The sequence below is a fragment of the Acinetobacter sp. IK23 genome (assembly GCF_035615275.1).
Taxonomy (GTDB): Bacteria; Pseudomonadota; Gammaproteobacteria; order Pseudomonadales; family Moraxellaceae; genus Acinetobacter; species Acinetobacter seifertii.
This window is the reverse complement of the sequence record NZ_JANBNX010000023.1, coordinates 34132-54856: the sequence shown is the minus strand read 5'-3', so window position 1 is coordinate 54856 and position 20725 is coordinate 34132. Positions and strand designations below refer to the sequence as shown.

Below are 20725 nucleotides of genomic sequence, written 5' to 3'. Positions count from 1 at the left end.
AATGAGAAGCTTTTTTCAAATCAGAATTCAGTAAAATCAAGATTTCTTATAAATATATTGATTATTGGGCTACTGAAAACTCAATACGACGGTTTTTAAAGCGACCTTCTTCAGTCTTGTTGTCAGCAACAGGGTTTTCTGAACCATGACCTTGGGCAACAAGCTTAGAAGCATCTACTCCTTTAGAAACTAAGTAATCTACTACAGCTTGAGCACGGCGTTGAGAAAGTGCTTTATTGGCAGCAGCATTACCTGTTGAGTCAGTATGACCACCTACGTTTAATTTCACGCTAGTCACTTTATTTAACAGTGTTGCAGCTTGATCAAGAATAGCTTTGTTATCTGCAGGAATTTCACTTGAACCACTCGCGAAGTTAATGATTTGCAAGTTAAGAGCTTTAACTAAAGCATTTACGTCTACATTGTTCGGGTCAATTGAGCCTAACGCTGTTTGCGAAGCCGTTAAACTATTACTCACAGATTGCTCAGCTGTTGCAGGTGCTGTACCAACAACTTCAGTATGTGGCACCAACGCTTTTACCTTAGCAGTTAAAGCTTCTAAAGCTGCGGCATCACCTGCTTTCAATGTAATTTTGTCACCTACCCATTCTAAAGATGCATTTGGAACACCTTTCAATGCACCAAGTACACCTGCTAATGCATCTTTATCGGTAAATGCAGAGGCATAAGTTTGGCTAGTATCAACATCACAGTCTTTAGTCGCTGAAAGAACTTTCTTAACATGCATTTGCAAAGTTGCCAAGAAGCCCTGATCACCAATACCTGCCTGACATTGACTCACAGCGCCTTTGTCGTCTGTACTTAAAGTTAAAGTAGCAGGTGCAGCTGCTGCGGTTGCCACACCACTTGCAGGTGAAGTCTCAGGTACAGGTGTAGCCTCTTTATGTTGGCAAGAGCGCCACAACCAAGCGATTAACAATCCAAGAATAATCAGTGCAATGATAGGTAAAATTCCACGAGATTTCCCTGTTGTTTCGGTTGCCGCGGCAAGCGGTGGTGCAGTTGATGTCGTTACTGATGATAAACCTGCACCAAGACCTAATGGTGCCAATAGTCCAACTGCCCATCCTGGTAAATATGAACGAATCGTTTCTGCATGTTGACGTAAATAGCTCACAATACTTTGTTGATCACTTCCAGCAACTTCAGAAATTGTATCGAGACTAGGTTTGATTGCACTATTGAGTGTACTTTCAATCTCGGCAGATGGCGCAGTACCGCTTAAATGAGTCAGTACAGTATTTTTAATTTGATCATTGTGAGAAAAAAGATCGGATAATGAGGGGGCTAAACTATTTTTCAATTGTCCAATAAGATCAGGTTTAGCAGCTAATAATGAAAGTAAAATTGGATAAAACTTAGAAAGCGCATTAGTTTTTTCGCCTAGGAATCCATCCTGATTATCTAATATTGTTGAAGATACTTTTTCTTTAAGCAGTTCTATAGGGTTTATCGACATTGTTTATTCTCCCGAATCTTATACGTCGTAACCAGCAATTTTTTGGTTATTCAAATACTTCTGTTTGCTGATAGTTTTTTATTCTAATGCGCTCGAAATCTTTTGTTGTTTTTTAAATAATTTATATACAATTTTCCATCTAGTATTTACAAAACAGGCAGATCAAAAAGATCTGCCTGTTTATATTTTGAATAAGTTTTTAGCCGTCGGAAACTACACAGCAAAAGTTTGTAGCACTTTACCAGTAAGGTTTTGACCCAGTAGTGGCGTATTTTTCCCTTGCGATAAAATAGTGTCTTTGCTTAAGGTCCAGCTTAATTCAGGATCGACCAACACCCACCCTGCTTCGGCTTGCCAACGTGTAGTCATGTTTGCTACCTGTGCAGGAGCACTTGTCACTTTGGTAACCCATTCAAGCGGCTCAAATAAGCCTTCATTAATAAGTTGAATGCCTAAGGCTACATAAGTATCGAATGCTGTAATACCCGGTTGAGTTTCAGCAAATGGTGCCATTTTCGCTGAACTACTTAATGGTTCATGGTGCGTACAAATTGCATCAATGACACCTTGTTTTAAACCTTGGCGTAAAAGCTCTTTATCTTGCTCAGAACGTAATGGAGGACGAACATGGGCTAGCGAGTTGAAGCCATCAGTTAATTGCTCAGTTAAATGTAACTGATGCATTGCTACATCGGCAGTCACAGGCAAGCCTTTTGCTTTTGCTGCACGAATTAATTCAACCGACGCACCGCAAGACAACAAGCCAAAGTGAGCTTTAACACCTGTCGCTTCAATCATAAGCAAATATTTTGCAATCGCTACAGTTTCAGCAATTGCAGGAATCATCGGCAAACCTTGACGCGATGCGATAAAACCTTCATGAGCACATCCGTCTTTAGCAAGTTGCGGTTCTTCAGCATAGAACACGACTGTTAAACCAAGACCAGCCGCATACTCAAGCGTGCGAACAACAACATCATCATTTTCAAAAGCAGCATTCGCATTTGAAACAGCAGTACAACCACCCTTTTTAAGGCCAGCCATATTTGCTGGTTGTTTACCATTTAAGCCTTGAGTCTGCGCACCGATAATATGCATATGGATACCACCATCAAGCCAAGCTTTTTCAACTAAGCCATGAATGAGGGCACCATTGTCCTGAACAATTGGCTTTGAGTCTGGAGGGGTAATGACATGCAAAATACCATTAGCACGTGCAGCCTTCCCTTCAGACTTAAGTGTACCGTGTTGTTGTTGACCTGGTTCACGCAAACGTGCGCACAAATCAACCATAGTCGGCATTAACCATTTGCCTTGCCCATCAATGGTTTGTTCAACTTGGTCAACTGCTGCAACCAACTTACCGTCTTGAATATATACAGTTTGTACGCTGTCTGTTTTTTGGATTGGGTCTAACACACGTACATTTTCAATTTTTACAATACTCATGTGATCCATTCCTTACAACGCAATTGCTTCAATTAAACCTTGTTCTTGAAGTTGCCCTTGCATAGACAACGCCAATACAGCCATACGAACTGCAATACCGTTAGTGACCTGTTTTAAAATCACAGACTGGTCACCATCGGCAATACTCGAGTCAATTTCTACACCACGGTTCATTGGGCCAGGGTGCATAACAATACAATCTGGTTTAGCTAAACTAAGGCGCTCTTTGTTTAAGCCATACATTCTGTAAAATTCAGATTGCGAAGACAATGCTGGTGAATCAATACGTTCATTTTGAATACGTAGCGCAATAATCACATCACAACCAGTAACACCTTCATCCATGTTATTGAACAAACGAACATGGTCACCGTATTCTGAAAAACCAACTGGCAATAATGTATTCGGTGCAATCACACGAATGTCTTTACATCCAAGAGTTTGAAGTGCAGCCACATCTGAACGTGCTACGCGAGAGTGCTTAATGTCGCCAATAATCGCAACACTCAACTCTTCAAATGGTTTTTTGGTTTCACGGCGAATGGTCAGCATATCAAGCATCGCTTGCGTTGGATGAGCATGACGTCCATCTCCAGCATTAATAATTGCGACTTTTGGGCATACATCTTTAGCAATGAAATGTGCAGCACCCGAAGATGAATGGCGGACTACAAAAATATCGGCAGCCATTGCCTCAAGGTTCCAAAGCGTATCTCGTAAAGTTTCACCTTTAGATGTACTTGAACGAGCAATATCAATGTTCAGCACATTGGCAGACAAACGCTTTGCTGCTGCTTCAAAAGTAGTACGAGTACGGGTGGAGTTTTCAAAGAAAAGATTCATCACCGTCCGTCCTTCTAAAAGCGGGCGGTTGATTAAATTATTATTATCATCTAAAAAGCTTTGCGCAGTATCCAAAATCTTAGTAAGGTTTTCTTTTGAAAGGCCCTCAATCGTTAAAAAATGTTTTAAATTTCCGTCTTGATTGAGCTGAACCTGGCTCGGCTGATGCAACGCTGCAATATGCATAATGGATTCCTATGGGTCGAATCGCGAAAACGTGCATAGTGTAGCTGAATTCCAGCTTTTTCGCAGAAGAACTTTACAGAATAAGACCCTAAATTGACCAGAAAATTTAGGGTCGCGCAAAGATTACCTTAAAGCACCAATATAATGATGTGGAACTTGTGCCCGATAAATATCTTCAGCCGTGATTTCTGTTTCTTCGCTCAACTGAACATTGCTAGCGATTTGTTTTTGAGGAAGCTCGGGTATTGAGTCAGTCAATGAGTTTAATCGCTCAACAAAACGTTTTAATTCATCGTCATCTGTTTCCAAGGCAAGCGCTATTACATACTTTGCATAATCTTTATTTTGGACTACATACAATGCATCTATGACTCGTCCCGTGACTCTACGCATACGTACATATATTTGTGTAGAGATTGAAAAAGCTTCCGCATTGGTTACAAAACCATTCCCCATCATATCTTTCATTTATATTCCCCTATGCTTTCAAATCATAAAATTGGTTAAAAACCATTTAATAAATAAGCGTTACTCATAGAGGTTTAGCAAAATACATACCAGTTTATATATTTTAAGCTTTAAAAATCAGTTTATTGGTTGCCAAGTGATAGGTTGCAATAATTTAAAGACCTTTACACATCAAAATAAGTTAAACTTTGCATCGTTAATATTTATATGTTTTGGTCAATTGAGTTTATGAATACCTCTTTACGTTTAAACCACTATTGGATTACTTGTGCTGATGGTTTAGAAAGCCTCTTACAAGAAGAAATAGAACAGCTTGGCACCAAAGTGACAGAACGTAAAGCCGGACGTTTAATCATTGAAGGAACGCTTGAGCATGCTTATCGTATTTGCATGTGGTCACGTCTCGCTTCTCGTGTTTTACTTCCAATTCATACTTATGAACTTGAACACACACATGACGCGCGTGATGTAGCAGAAGAGCTTTACGAAGGTGCAATGAGCTTTGACTGGTCACTTATTTTTGCACCACAAAGTACCTTTGCTATTCGCTTACATGCAGAGCGTGAAATTAAAGTTAATACCCAATTTGCAACGCTTCGAGCAAAAGATGGTGTCGTCGATTCCTTTATGGAAGCTGTAGGTCGTCGCCCAAGTATTGATACTAAACAACCAGAAATTACCTTATATGTGCTTGCTGGTAAGACCGAACATACTTACTGTCTAGATTTATCTGGTGACTCATTGCATAAACGCGGCTACCGTCGTTACATGACAGATGCACCGATTAAAGAGAACCTAGCTGCCGCGATTTTACAAAAAGCTAAGCTTAAAGAACGTAATCCAGAACTTGTACTCGACCCAATGTGTGGTTCAGGTACATTTATCATTGAAGCATTAATGATTTTAACTGACCGCGCACCTGGTCTTGTTCGTCGTTTTGGCTTTAATGGCTGGCATGGTCATGACCGTGAACTTTGGCTTTCGCTCAAAGCTGAAGCAGCAGAACGTCATGAGAAAGCGCTTGAGTTACCTCTACCTAAATTTTATGCCTACGATGCTGACTGGGAAGCGGTAAAAGCAACACGCGAAAATATTATTGCGGCGGGCTTTGAAAAACTATTAAGCGAAATTCAAATTGAAGAACGTACTTTAGCTGACTGGCCAGATTTTGCCGCTGAAAAGAAAACAGCTTTTATTGTAACTAACCCGCCATATGGTGAACGTTTAGGTGATAAAGCATCAAACCGTTCTCTTTATTTAGGTCTATCTGCACTTTTACAAAAACATTTCCCAAATCAATATGCCGCTATTATTGCAGCTCAAATTGAACAAGCCGATGTTTTAGCTTTTGAAGCACCTGAAACTTTACGTTTAATGAATGGTAAGTTACCAATTTACATTCGCTTCGGTGCAATCAAACCGGAAAAAGTAACACAGCCATTTTTAGCAACTTGGCAAGCTCAACCCGTGGAAATAGAAGAAGCTCAAGACTTTGCTAACCGTTTGCAAAAAAATATGACTGCCTTAAAAAAATGGGCTACTAAAGAAAATATTTATTGCTTACGCTTATACGATGCCGACTTACCTGACTTTAACGTCGCTGTAGATTTATATGGCGATCGCTTACATGTTCAGGAATATGCTCCACCAAAAACAATCGATCCTGAAAAAGCAAAAAAACGTTTTAATTTAGCGCTTGCTGTAATTCGTGCTGTGACTGGTTTGAACCGCGATGCTATTTTTATTAAAACACGTGCTCGTCAAACAGGAACTAATCAATATACGAAACAAAGTACAGCTTCAAAACGTTTTATCGTTCAAGAAGGTAAAGCTAAAATTTTAGTGAACCTAACCGACTACCTCGATACAGGTTTATTCCTTGACCACCGTCAAATGCGTTTACGTATTGCTCAAGAAGCTCGTGGTAAACATTTCTTGAACTTATATAGTTATACCTCTACAGCAAGCTTACATGCTGCTTTGGGCGGTGCTGCTAGTACCACAAGTGTCGACTTATCGAATACTTACTTAGGCTGGTCAAAAGAAAACTTCGTTTTAAATGGTTTAACTGTAGATCATGCAGACGAACAACACATGTTCTTTGCAAGCGACTGTTTTGAATGGTTAAAAGAAGGTCACGAACAATATGATCTTATCTTTATTGACCCACCTACCTTCTCTAACTCTAAAAAGTTCTATGGTACTTTCGATGTACAACGCGACCACGTTTCTCTTATTAAACGTGCAATGAACCGTTTAACAAGTGAAGGTACACTTTACTTCTCGAATAACTATCGTGGCTTCGAGATGGATGAAGAGATTGAAGCACTATACGACGTTGAAGAAATTACGTCTGAAACGATCGGACTTGATTTTAAACGAAATCAAAAAATCCACCGTGCTTGGAAAATTCAGCATCTAGGTCTGAACTAATATAAATTTGGCGAGAAGTTATTATTACTTTACGGTAATGATAACTTCGCCACGTACATTTTTTGGCTCAAATTCATAACGTGTAAAACGATCTGCCCGATCTGGTAATGCAACCATTTCTAGTTCTTTCTTTTCTTTAATATCTATTACCTGATTTTGTTTTTGTTCCTGATAAGGTGATAACACACTCGACCTTAATGAATTCCAGCGAACTTCTTGTAAATAGTTATCTCCTAATTCTTTTCGAGCTCGATGCTGTTCTTTTTCAGGCTTCTTGGCATCATCTTGGGCTTTAGCAATAATAACGGGTAAAGATGCGGTTATCGCTCCTGTCTGAGTCGAAAGCGCACTTTCACTCATGGGTTGAGCAGCCCAAGTATTTGATAATAATACAGACATACCGCTTAAAATTATTAGCGCACACCCTTGCTTATTATTCATTACCTACTTCCTAAAATTGTTATTGTTTGTTATATCGAATAAAACTAGCAACTTTTTAACCTTGTCGCAATGTTATAAAGAAACTTCCCGATAATTAGCATTGATCATTTTAAAATCAAAATATATCACAAGTATTTCGTCACTATTCAATAGTTTTATAGATTGTTATCTCAGGCTTGAACGGTACCTTTAAATCACTTACTGTAATTTTATAATTCATTTGTATTTGATTTTATTTATAAATACACACCATACGAGGTGAAATAATGCTCCAGCAATGCTGCCAATTATTAGAAGATCTTCAACTTAAAGTTGCATTTATTGAAAGTGCCAGTTCAGGTTACTTAACCAGTCAGTTTTCGATTCATAAAAATAGTGGCGCTGATATTTTACTGGGCGGTTTGGTTAGTTATGACCCCAGCATTAAAATTAGTATTTTAAAAGTCGATCCAAATTTAATTAATATGTACACAGCTGAATCGCCACAAGTGACAGAAGAAATGTGTAAGTTGGGCCAAATCTTATTTCAGCAAGCGGATATTATTGTAAGTTGTACGGGTTTACTCAAACATGGTGGAAGTGAAACCGCAGAAAAGCCTGTAGGTACTTTTTTTATCTGTATTTCTTACAAAAAGCGTACTTATCATTATCATTATTTTTTATCTGGCCATGCCGAACAAAAACTAAAAACTCTCACACAAAAAGTAGCAGACTCAATTATTACGCTTATATCACTTAATCAAAATAAAATTTAAATATAAAAAAAGAGAATATGTTTCCATATTCTCTTTTCGGTTTTAGCAGAAAGAGCTTAGCTCAGTTTCATCTTATCAAAAACTAAATGACCATGCTCGCCTTTAACTAAAATAGTATCACCTGCGACAAAATCACCCGATAAGATTTTTTGAGCTAATGTATTTTCAACCTGTTGTTGAATTGCACGTTTTAATGGACGCGCTCCGTACACAGGATCAAAACCAGCATCAATCAATAAATCAAATGCACTGTCATCAACATTCAAGCTCATATCACGATCAACCAGACGTGAACGTAAACGATCTAACTGAATATCCGCAATACCACGAATCTGCGCTTTCTTGAGTGAGTGGAAAACCACAAGCTCATCAATCCGGTTAATAAATTCCGGACGGAAATGCTGACTCACTGCATTCATCACGACTGTACGTACTTCGTCATCAGTTGCACCATCACCTAGCTCACGTACATCTTGTGAACCTAAGTTTGATGTCATCACAATAACCGTGTTTTTAAAGTCCACTACTCGACCTTGTGAGTCGGTTAAGCGACCGTCATCCAACACTTGTAGCAAGATATTGAAAACATCAGGATGCGCTTTTTCAACCTCATCAAACAACACCACACTATATGGTTTACGACGAACAGCTTCAGTTAAAACACCGCCTTCCTCGTAGCCAACATACCCTGGGGGCGCACCAACTAAACGGCTGACAGAATGTTTTTCCATGAATTCACTCATGTCGATACGAATCATGGCATCATCACTGTCAAACAAGAAGTTAGCTAAAGCTTTAGTCAACTCAGTTTTACCTACACCCGTTGGCCCCAAGAACAAGAATGATCCGCTAGGACGATTCGGGTCAGATAAACCTGCACGTGAACGACGAACTGCATTCGATACAGCAACGACTGCTTCATCTTGCCCAACAACACGGTCATGTAAAAACTCTTCCATATGAAGAAGTTTTTCACGCTCGCCTTGCATCATTTTAGCAACCGGAATACCCGTTGCAGCACTAACCACTTCAGCAATTTCGTTTTCAGTCACTTTAGTACGAATGAGTTTTGGTTCTTCGTTTTCTTCAGCAACTTCGTCTTGCTCAAGTTGTTTTTGAAGCTCTGGAATTACACCATATTGCAAACGTGCCGCTTCAGCCAAATCACCTTCACGCTGAGCTTTTTCAAAAGCAATACGCGCTTTATCAAGTTCAACCTGAGCTTGCTTGGTGCCCTCTACTAGAGTTTTCTCAGCTTTCCACACTTCTTCAAGATCGTTGTATTCTTTCTGAACTTCAGCGATCTGCTTTTCAAGATGAGTAACTTCGGCTTTACTGCCTGCATCTTCATCTTTTTTCACCGCTTCTAATTGCATTTTCAACTGGATTAAACGGCGGTCAAGCTTATCAAGTGCTTCGGGTTTAGAGTCAATCTCCATTTTAATACGAGAAGCTGCTTCATCGATCAAATCAATTGCCTTGTCTGGTAATTGACGATCTGTAATATAACGATGAGACATTTTCGCCGCAGCAATAATCGCTGAGTCTAAAATTTGCACACCATGGTGAGTCGCATATTTCTCTTTTAGACCACGTAAAATCGCAATGGTATCTTCTACACTTGGCTCATCAACCAATACTTTTTGGAAACGACGCTCTAAAGCTGCATCTTTTTCAATGTATTGGCGGTATTCGTCTAAAGTAGTCGCACCCACACAGCGTAACTCACCTCGAGCCAATGCAGGTTTCAACATGTTCCCTGCATCCATCGCACCGTCGCCTTTACCAGCGCCTACAAGCGTATGCAGCTCATCAATAAACAGGATGATTTCGCCTTCGTGTTTCGCCAAATCTTTTAAAACAGCTTTTAAGCGTTCTTCAAACTCACCACGATACTTCGCACCCGCAAGTAATGAACCTAAGTCGAGGGATAAAACACGTTTATTTTTTAAGCCCTCTGGCACTTCGCCATTCACAATACGCTGTGCTAAACCTTCAACAATAGCGGTTTTACCCACACCCGGCTCACCGATGAGTACAGGGTTGTTTTTTGTACGACGTGACAAGACTTGAATGGTACGACGAATCTCATCATCACGCCCAATGACTGGATCAAGTTTTCCAGATAAAGCCCGTTCAGTTAAATCAATCGTATATTTATTAAGTGAGTCACGTTGGTCTTCGTGATTATTACTCATGACTTTGTCACTACCTCGAATATGTTCAATTACTTTGCGTAAGCTGTCGGGAGTTACACCTACGGCACTTAAAATATTTTTCGTTTCGCCAGTTTCTGCCAAGCCTAATAAAACCCAGTCAGTTGACAAAAATTCATCACCCGCTTTTTGCGCATATCGATCTGCCAAGTTAAGCGCTTTAACTGCTTCTGGGTTTAAGTTGACATCGCCTGTCGGATTCGCAATAGTCGGAGCATCTTTGATAGCTTGCTCAAGCTTTTGTTTAAGTTCAGGTAACCGTGCACCTGCTTGTTGCAACAAGCTAATATTTGAAGGCTCTTCTAATAAGGTACTCAAAATATGAATACCTGCTATAGCGGTATGGTCTTTACCCATCGCTAAAGATTGAGCATCTGAAAGGGCTTGCTGCAAGCGGTTTGTAAATTTTTCAAAACGCATTCTTGTTATTCCTCACAACAAATTTGTACTTGTCTAATAGATGGGAACACTTTTTCGGATTTCAAATAAATTTTTATATATTTTTCATAATGTTATTAAAATAACAATAAGTAAAACTCCATTATAATATGGGTTTATGAATGATCTATTTCAAGTATATTTTGTATAATTTTTAAGAGAAAACAAAAACGTGATATTTCCTCTGAATTTTTATCATTAATGGCAATTTTAAAGCCATAATATCTTTATTAATTATCGTATTTAAATTTAAAAAGATTAAAGGCAGTCCCTCACTTGAGAGACTGCCTCATCAGATAGCTAATCAGTTATGCCATTGATGGAACGGACACTTAGCTTGCTCTGTTTTTTCTTTTGGAATATCTGGCGTAGAGATTGGACGACGCTGATGCTGTTCCTGAATGATAGGAAATACCGACGTAAAGAAGTTTGACCAACCACCAGTACGTACTCTTAATAAATTATATTGCTCAGGTGATGTTACCGCTTGAGTAAATGTTTCTGGGTTAGCGACCGTGATCGTTAAAATATTAGATGACCCACCTTGGCTGAATTGTTTCAATATCTTGATCAAATCTTTAACGCCAAAGTCTTCACGAATATTAAAGTCTGTAGGTGCACCATCTGCCATTAGATTTGTACCCGTACCATCAAAACCTTGCAAAGCCCGACTGAATTCAGCGATTTGATGATCAACAGCCAAATCAGCTGGACTTGGCGATGGACTTAAATCTGATGCTACTGTTGTACCTAAACGACGACCATCAGCGCTCGCCCCATTCCATGCGCCCATCTCCACATGATTTTCAAAAGTTCCCACACCGGGTTGAATCTGAATACCAAAAGGATGCTCTTCTGAACCATAACGTTCAGCTAAGCCTTTAAGACTTTGCGCAAATTGTGGCCATGGTTTTCTAAATGTTTCGACTGAAATTTCAGCAATCATTTGAACAATCTGATCGCCTAATTTATCGACTTCAGAGTTTCCTCGTCCATAACGCGGTTGTGCCAAAGCAATCTCTCGTAAACGCTTATAGCGATCAGCTTGTGCAGCAATACGAGCATGCCCAGCTAAATTACTAATAAATGGCTCAGTCATTTTATAACCCCAGTCACAACACAAGCACTCTAAGAGTTCAGGTAATGTAGTTACCGCAGTTAATGGATCAAAAACCATAGCCTTAATCGCATATAGTGAATTAATGGTATTACTGAGCGAGATATAACACGGTCCATAAATATTATATTTAGCACCACCACTATAAAAATCCTGACCTTTAGCCAAACAGTCATCCATCAAAACATTTAGAATTGGAGATGGACAAATATCTGTATTGGCACCATAACCCAGAATTTGCCCATTAAATGCCTTGCGATTGAGCAATTCAAAATGTTGCTTATATAGATCTAATAGTTCGTCAAAACTATCTATCTGATCGGCAGGTTTCGTATTTAGTGAAACAGTTTGCCCAAACAGGTAGCTTTGCCCAGCACTTGAAATTGTTCTACCCTGATTTAATGCACATTCCAAAGGCTGTAATGTCGAGAAACCACCTAATGAAAACCAGTTTTCACCAGGGAACTGAGGTTCATAACAACCATCACAAGCATAATTTTGGGCTGAAAGAATATCGACCTTAGAATTCCAAATTGGCAAATTAGAGAGTACATCTCCCCCTACACCATCTCCACTTTGGTGAAGACTAGGAATAAGCTTTTCATCATTTAATAAAATCGGGTGAGCACCACCAGATAAAATTGCATGTGCAGCTTCTTCTAAAATATCTTCAGGAATATCTTTGCGTGTGCGTAAAGACAAACACGGTGCATTTAACGGTAAACGACCTGACGCACGAATGAATAATTTTGTCACATCATTGTAAGCAGGTTTGGTTTTAGAAAAGTTTTCTTCACCATCAGCGACTGTACCACCAACTGTAATCTGTTGAATCCATTGTCCCAAAGATGCACCTTGAGGATAAGGACCTGAGCTACCACCCATCGCAAGATTACCAAAAGGTTGATGGTCTTCCATAAACATACGGTTCTGTTGTACTTTTTCGTCTAGCTTGATATAGAAGGCATCGATAATTTCCTGTGCTTCTTCAGGCGGAATCGCATCTTTGTCAAGGAAAGGTTGCAACAGCTGATCCATACGTCCAAATGCTGTTGGCTCACCATTTAAATGCAAACAACTATGCAATGTGAAAATAAATTGAACTGCTTCAAGAAATGTGTCCGGTTTATCTTTCGATAACTTTTCCATTCGATGACCAATCGCAATTAAATTATCTCTTTCGAACTCTTGTCCTTTTTGCATCTGGTCTGCGACTTTAAATGCGAGCTTTGAGTAATTTAAGAAATATTCAGAAATACCAACTAATGCTAATCTCGAAGCTTCATAGAAGTCTTTTTTCTCTGGAGTCTGCGCATTGCTTGCATGTTTCACAATTTCTTGTTGTAGACCAGCTAAACCTAAATCTAGTGCCTTTTTATAATTTGGAATAACATGCCCAACACCCGATGCTTCACTTAAGTTACGCAAAAAGCCCTGAAGACGTTCTTCTTCAGACAAATACTTCATGACATAACGACCTTCACCCAAGGTCAGATTTGGCATAGCTCCTACAATAATTTCATCAGGCATAATGCGATAAGTGTCCGATCCATAAATGACTTTACCTTCACATTCACGCCCAGTTGAATATGGAATCATTTCACCATTTTTTAATAAAATTTTCCGTCCGCGGAAACCATAGTTTTCTGATGAGAATAACTGTAAACTTAATCGAATGGCCCAACCTTTGCGCAGCATAATAGATAAACCCATAATATTTTCAGGTTTATCACTGATGTCAAACTCATCAATATAATAATCTACCCCTTGTTCAATTTCTTCTTGTTTCCGGTTGAAATACCAGTTGTCTTGCCATAAAGAAAATGTATTTTCAAGTAAACTTAAAATACGATTAGAAGGTGGTTTAAAAAATTCACTATGGGGATTTAGCCCAGTTGCCATATTAAAAAGATAATTACTATGATTGTAGTACATCAAACCATTATCTGAGCTGTTCGTATAATGGCGATCAAATCGATTCCAATCCATACCTGGGAAAAAATTCCAGTTATCTTTATCTAATCGACTAAAATCATATAAGTATTCTGGTGCATCATCTAATGCTAAATCTATTAAACTTGGAATATAAAATATTCCTCCCAAGTCTGAATGAAGGCTATTGAATAGACGGTCATTCATAAAGCCTTCTATTGCCCCAATCTGACTTGCCATAACTTCTTCTAAAATGGCAGCAGTTTTTGCAAATCCAGCAAAATAAATTCCTGCTTCATCGGCTTTAGTTACCGATTTTGGCACTCTAAAACTTGAATTTGATTCAGCACGGCCAAACGGTAAACCTAGACGCAGAATAGGCGTGGTATTTCCATTTTCATCTTGTACACGAGAAGCTTTAATGTGCGAACGGCTATCACGGTCTGGAATAATTGTGTCGTCAGTTTTACGTCCAATCAAATCTTCAATTTGATCTTCTGACATCATGTTGATTTGATCCCAATTAATTAAAAACCTTTGAGATAAAACGTATGAGCCACCAAAATGATCAATATCTTCTGCACCAATTAACGTATGTTTTGCCAGTGAAATTGGATCAGATGGATTATTTAAATTTTCAGAAAAACGACACCCTAAAACCTTACCATTGCGACCTGTTTTAGATTGTGAAGCAGTAACTTGACTAAATATTTCTTTAATATCTGAAGCTAAAAAATGCTCAATATATGTCTGTAATACTGTACACGCATCGGCATCATCACTTTTTACATGCAACCAAATGTCACCATCCGAATTTTTAAAACTCCCATTCGAATCAGAGAAAACTTCTGAGACATTTGGGTTCTTTTCTACTGGATAATGTAATTGCATTCCCTTTGGTCGTGACAACTTATCTTTTTCACAAATCAGATCCCAATTGTCAAAAGATACACCAATTGCCAAAGTTGTATTTTTACTAGAAAGTGCTGGATTCTTATTAACCTCTTGACGCACAGCTATCATTAATTGTCGTATTTTTTCCCGCGTAATTTCTTTATTTAGCCAAACTGTACTAAAAATGGCATGTGGTGAAGGATAAACCAACCCACGTTGCATATATTTCCATATTTCAGTAAAACGATCTTCATAAGATATATTTAACATTATATTAGTTCCTTTAAAATTTTTATATAATAATTAAAAGTATGATTATAAATTTAATTACAAAAGCATTATTCATAATAAAATTTCAAATAACAAGATATTTAAAATCAAACAAAAATAGTAAGAATTAATAAACATTCCCAATAAAAATTTAAGTTTAGAGAATTTAAAATATAAAGCAGAAAAAGTCACAAAAAATAAAGCCAATCACATAAAACAAGCCATCAATTATTAATATAAAATAATAAATAAAATTAAAATAAAATTAAAATAAAATCATTAAAAAAATTAAAACAACTTTTAAGTAAAGCTTACTGATATAATTTCTAGCATTGTTTTAGAAAATTATTGTCGCTATGCTGATAAAAAAACTTATTTCTACTTTGCTTTTTACATCAATACCTTTTTACTGCTTTGCCGAGCTTCCCCAAGACTCAAGAAGACCCGGTGGAATTGCAGTCGTTCCATTAACTGCCGATATTACTCAGGTCACTTTTCAACAGAAACCAGTTTTAATTAGTCAAGAAGGCCACCAACGTTATGCTGTCGTTGGTATTCCGTTGTCCACACCACTTGGCAGTATTCAGCTCAATACCAATAAAGTGCCTATTCCAATAGAAGTTAAGTCTTATCCTTATGCTGAGCAACGGATTAAAGTCACTAACCAAGACTATGTGAACCCCAACCAAAGTCAGTTAGATCGTTATGCTCAAGAAGCGAAAGAACAAAATGAAGTTTATAACTCTTTCACATCAAGTTCATGGCAAAGTTTACCCAAATTTATACGTCCCACTTCAGGGAAATTTACAAATTCTTTTGGAAGAAAACGCTTTTTTAATGGTGAAGAACGTGCACCTCACTCAGGTCTTGATATTCCAGCTCCTGTAGGTCAAAAAGTAATTGCACCAGCAGATGGCGTGGTCGTTCAGACAGGAAACTATTTCTTTAATGGCCAAACTGTATTAATTGATCACGGCCAAGGCCTAGTCAGCATGTTTTGCCATTTAAGCTCAATCAAAGTAGAGAAAGGCCAACATATCCGCCAAGGAGAAACATTAGGTTTAGTGGGCAAAACAGGACGCGTGACAGGCCCTCATTTACATTGGGGCATGAGTCTTAATAATGCTCGGGTAGATCCGCAGCTTTTTCTAAATACACCTCGTTAATTTAAAGCCTTACGAAAATACTTTGGTGCTTCAACATAACCTTCTTTTAGATAAAATTGATGTGCCAAAGGTCTTTGTATTCCTGAATGCAATTCCATTCGATCACAACCACGCTGCTTAGCTAGACGCTCTGCTTCTTGCATAAGCAAATGCCCCACTCCTTTACGACGTATATTCTGATCAACGCATAAATAACAGATTTTGGCAAAATCTCCTTTTAAGGCGATTTGCGGAATAAAATAGAGGGACAAAACTCCATACACATGCGAATCATCGGCTGCGACCAATGTAATTGCATTGGGATCTTCATTTAACTTTTGAAATTGTTCCTGAACCAATCCTAAAGGCTGCGAGTATCCTATTTGCTCCAGCAAGTGACATATGGCCTCGGTATCTTGCGACTGTGCTAAACGAATATTCACCCAACATTCTCCTTAATATTTTTTGAATTATTCTTATCACAAAAAAAGCCAACATCACTGTTAGCTTTTCTTTTTCAGGCATTCATATGAAATTATGCAGCTTCAATAATCTCAAAATCGTGAGTAATTTCTACACCACCATCAGAAAGCATTTTACTCGCTGAACAATATTTTTCAGCTGATAGCTCTACTGCTTTTGCAACCTGTTTTTCTTTAACAGCTTTACCTGTTACCACAAAGTGCAAATGAATTTTTGTGAAAACCGCTGGAATTGCATCGGCACGCTCAGCTTTAAGCTGACATACGACATTCGTCACATCTTGACGAGATTTCTTTAAAATCGTCACAATATCAAACGAAGCACACCCACCAAGTCCCATTAATAGCAATTCCATAGGACGTGGTCCACGGTTTTCACCACCATACTCAGGTGAGCCATCCATGATGACACTATGTCCACTATCCGATTTCGCTTCAAAAGCAACATTCTCTAGCCAATGTACACTTGTTTGCATTGCAACTACCCAAAAAAAATTATAAATTTAAGCAGGGTCTGTTGACATTTCATCTATGGATTGCGTAATAGCTAAAAATTAATTCAAATAAAAACGCAAAACACAGACAAGGGCAATCCTTTGTCCAGTTTTGTAATAAAATTTATTAAATTTCAGCCAAAATCTGAGGTGTGATTTAAGCATCTTAGAAGCAGCGCAAGACCAGATTTTTTGTGCGTTTCGTTGTTAAGCTCTATTTATTTAGAATGACTAAATTCCATAGTTCTTGCTTCGTAACGTCTAGAAAAATCGTCTTATGTCGCAACCATCTGTGAAATGTCAACAGGCCCTTGTTTTGTACACTAACATAAAATGAGTTGATAAGGAATTTCATCTCTTCTGTGTAATAGCTCATCTCGAGCCTGTGTGAATTGTTTACCCTATTCGGAACATATCAAGCATGACTTCAAATTTTTCACAACTCAGCACAGATGCTTTATCTCCGGGGCAACTACCTGAATCCGTTAAAGCATTGTTAAAGCGTGCTCACATCAACAGATATCCAAAACGAACCACAATTGTTGATGCCGGAACAGAGTCAAAATCTTTATATTTAATTTTAAAAGGCTCAGTTTCAATTATTTTGCGTGAAGATGACGAACGTGAAATTGTTGTGGCATATTTGAATCCTGGTGACTTCTTTGGGGAAATGGGGCTTTTCGAACCGAACCCTCAACGTACAGCTGAAGTCCGTACTCGTGATGTTTGTGAAATTGCAGAAATTTCATATGACAACTTCCACGAACTGAGCAAGCAGTATCCAGATCTTAGCTATGCCGTTTTTGCGCAACTTGTTCGTCGCTTAAAAAATACAACTCGCAAAATGACTGACCTTGCGTTCATTGACGTATCTGGTCGTATTGCTCGTTGCTTAATCGACTTATCTTCACAGCCAGAAGCAATGATCTTGCCGAATGGTCGTCAGATTCGTATCACTCGCCAAGAAATTGGACGTATTGTTGGATGTTCACGCGAGATGGTTGGTCGTGTATTGAAGACTTTAGAAGATCAAGGCATGATCCAAACTGATGGTAAAGCCATTCTCATTTTTGATGCTTCATTAGAAGAGAATTCAGTCACTGATGAAGACTATGATGATGAAGAATAAGTAATTACAATGATTTAATAAAAAGCAAACTTCGGTTTGCTTTTTTTATATGCAACAATGAGTTAATACACAAAACTTACAAACTATTCTAATTTTATGATTTAAGTTGAATACATATTTGCGATTAGGCTAACTCAAATTTCTCAAGGATTTCGATATATGCAATTTAACTCGCTTGGACACACTGGCATTAACCTTCCAGAAATTTGCTTAGGTACCATGACATTTGGTGAGCAAAACACTCAGCAAGAGGCTTTCGAACAACTCAATTATGCTTTAGAGCACGGTCTTTATTTTTGGGATACAGCAGAGATGTATTCTGTACCACCCAAACCAGAAACATATGGCGCTACTGAAACTATATTAGGTCATTGGTTTGCACAGCATGGTCAACGCGACAAAGTATTCCTTGCTTCAAAAATTGCAGGTCCCGGCTTTGGTGGAACTCATATTCGAGAAGGCCATACCAAGTTCAATAGTGACCATATCTCACAAGCTCTTGATGGCTCACTCAAACGACTACAAACTGATTATATTGATCTTTATCAACTGCACTGGCCAGAACGTCATACCAACTTCTTTGGAACGCTCGCTTATGGCAATCAACAAGCACAAAATGATTATGACACGACACCCTTAGAAGAAACTTTACTTGCCCTTCAAAAAGAAATTAATCGTGGACGTATCCGTTATATCGGTTTGTCTAACGAAACACCTTGGGGCACCATGAAGTTTTTACAGCTCGCTGAAAATTTAGGAATAAGTAAATTTGTAAGTGTACAAAATCCATATAGCCTGCTTAATCGTACTTATGAAATAGGTATGTCTGAGATTGCTAAATATGAAGGTGTAGGATTACTTGCTTACTCTCCTCTGGCTTTTGGTTATTTAACTGGTAAGTTTAGAAATGGTGCACGACCTGCGAATGCTCGCGTTACTCTATTTCCACGTTTCAGTCGTTATAGCAATGCACAAAGTGAATGGGCAACTGAACAATATGCACAACTCTCTGAAAAGCATGGTTTAAGCCTGACTCAATTGGCTCTAGCGTTTATTAAGCAGCAGTTCTTTGTGACAAGTACAATTATTGGAGCAACCAACCTAGATCAGCTCAAAGAAAATATTCAGGCTTTTGAAATTGATCTTTCACCAGAAATTTTACAAGGTATTGAAGCTATTCATATACAACAGCCAAACCCCGCTCCTTAAAATAAAAAACGGATGCTTAAGCATCCGTTTTTATATGAACTGAAAGTTTTAAAACTTACTTACGACCATTGTAAATCGCTAATGCAGCAGGTAAGTTTTTACGCATATCATTAATACGCTGTGAGTTAGATGGGTGAGTCGATAAGAATGATGAACCACCAGCACCTTCAAGCTTGTTCATTTTTTCCCATAATGTAATAGCTGCATTTGGATTATACCCAGCACGGGCCATTAACATTAAGCCACCTTGGTCAGCACGGCTTTCTAAACTACGTGAATATGGTAAGCCTACACCCACTTGCGAGCCTAACTGAGCAGCAGCAGTACCAAGCTGCCCCACATTATTACCCGCATAGCTTAATCCAATGCCTAAAGCTAAATCAGTGAGAGCTTGAGCACCAATTTTACTTTTCGCATGTTCTTCTAAAGCATGCGTCATTTCATGGCCCATAACAGCTGCAATTTCGGCATCGGTCAGGTTCAATTTATTGACAATGCCTGTATAGAACACCACCTTGCCACCTGGTGCAACGTAAGCGTTAACCGTATCTGATTTCAGTACAGCCAACTGCCAACTAAATGGCTGACCTGTTTGGTTCATTTGGTTCGCATAAGGTCTCAAACGGTTAAAAACAGCATTAATACGGCTATAGGTACTTGAACTTGTATCTAAAGTCCCTTTACCACGCGCTTCCTGCACCATTTGATTAAAACCTTGTGCAGATTGCGCATTTAGTGTTGCAGTATCTGCACCAGCCATGTCTGCTACTGTTGCACAACCAGAGATTGTTACCACACTCGCAGCACATAAACTTAAAAAGAGTTTTTTATTCATCAACATGGATCACCTAAATCGTTAAAAAAACTGTTTATTCTTTTGCACTAATTATAAGAAATAGCACACAAGCTTTGAATGTCTCATTTCTTCACGATCATAGTATTTATGTAAAGATCACGTCGATAAAGTCATCAAATAAATCCAGAAAATTAAACAAATTATGTTTAAGCCCAAATATACATGACTTAAGGTCTTAACTTTTTCCTCAAGAGTAGGACTTTTCCTTTTCCACAGCAAATAACTATTTTGTATGAGTACGACAGGAATGAGCACACATGCGAACAATACGGACAAGCTCATAAAGGCAGTCATAAAGAAATCTTGATTATAATTTTGCCCATAGATGACTAACATTGCTAATGTAGGCGAACCACCAATAGCAAACAAAAAAGAATAAAACATCGTTTTTGAAATAGCTGGCTGTAATTTCATTTGAGTTCATCATCCATGATATAACCTATGTCTATGTTGTAATCTGAATTAGACAAAACAGAAACTGCACTTTA

General features: G+C 38.4%; 16 protein-coding genes. 5 read left to right on the top strand and 11 right to left on the bottom strand.

The genetic code is table 11. The features are described from left to right. Positions 1–61: 61 nt before the first annotated feature. The 4 genes from MSG95_RS14445 to MSG95_RS14430 all read right to left on the bottom strand — a co-directional run bounded on the left by MSG95_RS14445 (position 62) and on the right by MSG95_RS14430 (position 4426). Positions 62–1480, bottom strand: coding sequence for an OmpA family protein (locus MSG95_RS14445; RefSeq protein WP_077166154.1), 1419 nt, complete (start codon positions 1478–1480; stop codon positions 62–64). 213 nt (positions 1481–1693) lie between these two features. Continuing rightward, positions 1694–2929: a dihydroorotase gene (locus tag MSG95_RS14440; protein WP_039250713.1), complete on the bottom strand. Its 1236-nt coding sequence runs from the start codon at positions 2927–2929 to the stop codon at positions 1694–1696. A gap of 12 nt (positions 2930–2941) precedes the next feature. Then, on the bottom strand, positions 2942–3958 hold the full coding sequence (locus MSG95_RS14435) for an aspartate carbamoyltransferase catalytic subunit (protein ID WP_004702756.1): 1017 nt from the start codon (positions 3956–3958) through the stop codon (positions 2942–2944). A gap of 123 nt (positions 3959–4081) precedes the next feature. Then, positions 4082–4426 carry a hypothetical protein gene (locus tag MSG95_RS14430; RefSeq protein ID WP_049066570.1) on the bottom strand — a complete coding sequence of 115 codons (345 nt, stop codon included), beginning with the start codon at positions 4424–4426 and terminating at the stop codon, positions 4082–4084. A 228-nt stretch (positions 4427–4654) separates the two neighbouring features. Here MSG95_RS14430 and rlmKL point away from each other — a divergent pair, with 228 nt between their 5' ends. After that, positions 4655–6859, top strand: coding sequence for a bifunctional 23S rRNA (guanine(2069)-N(7))-methyltransferase RlmK/23S rRNA (guanine(2445)-N(2))-methyltransferase RlmL (gene rlmKL, locus MSG95_RS14425; RefSeq protein ID WP_019458144.1), 2205 nt, complete (start codon positions 4655–4657; stop codon positions 6857–6859). 24 nt (positions 6860–6883) lie between these two features. On the opposite strand, the gene MSG95_RS14420 is transcribed toward rlmKL, so the two are convergent. After that, positions 6884–7300 carry a hypothetical protein gene (locus MSG95_RS14420; protein WP_004702759.1) on the bottom strand — a complete coding sequence of 139 codons (417 nt, stop codon included), beginning with the start codon at positions 7298–7300 and terminating at the stop codon, positions 6884–6886. A gap of 266 nt (positions 7301–7566) precedes the next feature. On the opposite strand from MSG95_RS14420, the gene MSG95_RS14415 reads away from it, so the two are divergent. Further along, positions 7567–8055, top strand: a complete 489-nt coding sequence (locus tag MSG95_RS14415; RefSeq protein ID WP_151819330.1) for a CinA family protein — start codon at positions 7567–7569, stop codon at positions 8053–8055. Positions 8056–8111: 56 nt separating this feature from the next. On the opposite strand, the gene clpB is transcribed toward MSG95_RS14415, so the two are convergent. Beyond that, complete coding sequence (gene clpB / locus MSG95_RS14410) at positions 8112–10691, bottom strand: ATP-dependent chaperone ClpB (protein WP_019458146.1); 2580 nt, start codon at positions 10689–10691, stop codon at positions 8112–8114. 322 nt (positions 10692–11013) lie between these two features. Beyond that, the gene (locus MSG95_RS14405) at positions 11014–14922 is read right to left on the bottom strand and encodes a Dyp-type peroxidase (protein WP_151819329.1); all 3909 of its coding nucleotides are present in this window, start codon (positions 14920–14922) and stop codon (positions 11014–11016) included. A gap of 356 nt (positions 14923–15278) precedes the next feature. Here MSG95_RS14405 and MSG95_RS14400 point away from each other — a divergent pair, with 356 nt between their 5' ends. Further along, on the top strand, positions 15279–16088 hold the full coding sequence (locus MSG95_RS14400; protein ID WP_039253881.1) for a peptidoglycan DD-metalloendopeptidase family protein: 810 nt from the start codon (positions 15279–15281) through the stop codon (positions 16086–16088). Here MSG95_RS14400 and MSG95_RS14395 read toward each other — a convergent pair. Then, positions 16085–16510: a GNAT family N-acetyltransferase gene (locus MSG95_RS14395; RefSeq protein WP_077166305.1), complete on the bottom strand. Its 426-nt coding sequence runs from the start codon at positions 16508–16510 to the stop codon at positions 16085–16087. The genes MSG95_RS14400 and MSG95_RS14395 overlap by 4 nt on opposite strands. Before the next feature lie 92 nt (positions 16511–16602). After that, positions 16603–17025: an OsmC family protein gene (locus tag MSG95_RS14390; RefSeq protein WP_039253874.1), complete on the bottom strand. Its 423-nt coding sequence runs from the start codon at positions 17023–17025 to the stop codon at positions 16603–16605. 439 nt (positions 17026–17464) lie between these two features. Here MSG95_RS14390 and crp point away from each other — a divergent pair, with 439 nt between their 5' ends. Together crp and MSG95_RS14380 are read left to right on the top strand one after the other, a co-directional pair. Further along, positions 17465–18172 carry a cAMP-activated global transcriptional regulator CRP gene (gene crp / locus MSG95_RS14385; RefSeq protein ID WP_004702771.1) on the top strand — a complete coding sequence of 236 codons (708 nt, stop codon included), beginning with the start codon at positions 17465–17467 and terminating at the stop codon, positions 18170–18172. A 159-nt stretch (positions 18173–18331) separates the two neighbouring features. Then, the gene (locus tag MSG95_RS14380) at positions 18332–19381 is read left to right on the top strand and encodes an NADP(H)-dependent aldo-keto reductase (protein WP_077166304.1); all 1050 of its coding nucleotides are present in this window, start codon (positions 18332–18334) and stop codon (positions 19379–19381) included. A gap of 55 nt (positions 19382–19436) precedes the next feature. Here the strand turns inward: MSG95_RS14380 and MSG95_RS14375 are convergent, their stop codons facing one another. Together MSG95_RS14375 and MSG95_RS14370 are read right to left on the bottom strand one after the other, a co-directional pair. Beyond that, a complete protein-coding gene (locus tag MSG95_RS14375; RefSeq protein WP_019458152.1) occupies positions 19437–20216 on the bottom strand; it encodes a M48 family metallopeptidase in 780 nt (259 codons plus the stop codon). A 117-nt stretch (positions 20217–20333) separates the two neighbouring features. Then, positions 20334–20651, bottom strand: coding sequence for a hypothetical protein (locus MSG95_RS14370; protein ID WP_004702777.1), 318 nt, complete (start codon positions 20649–20651; stop codon positions 20334–20336). Positions 20652–20725 lie beyond the last annotated feature (74 nt).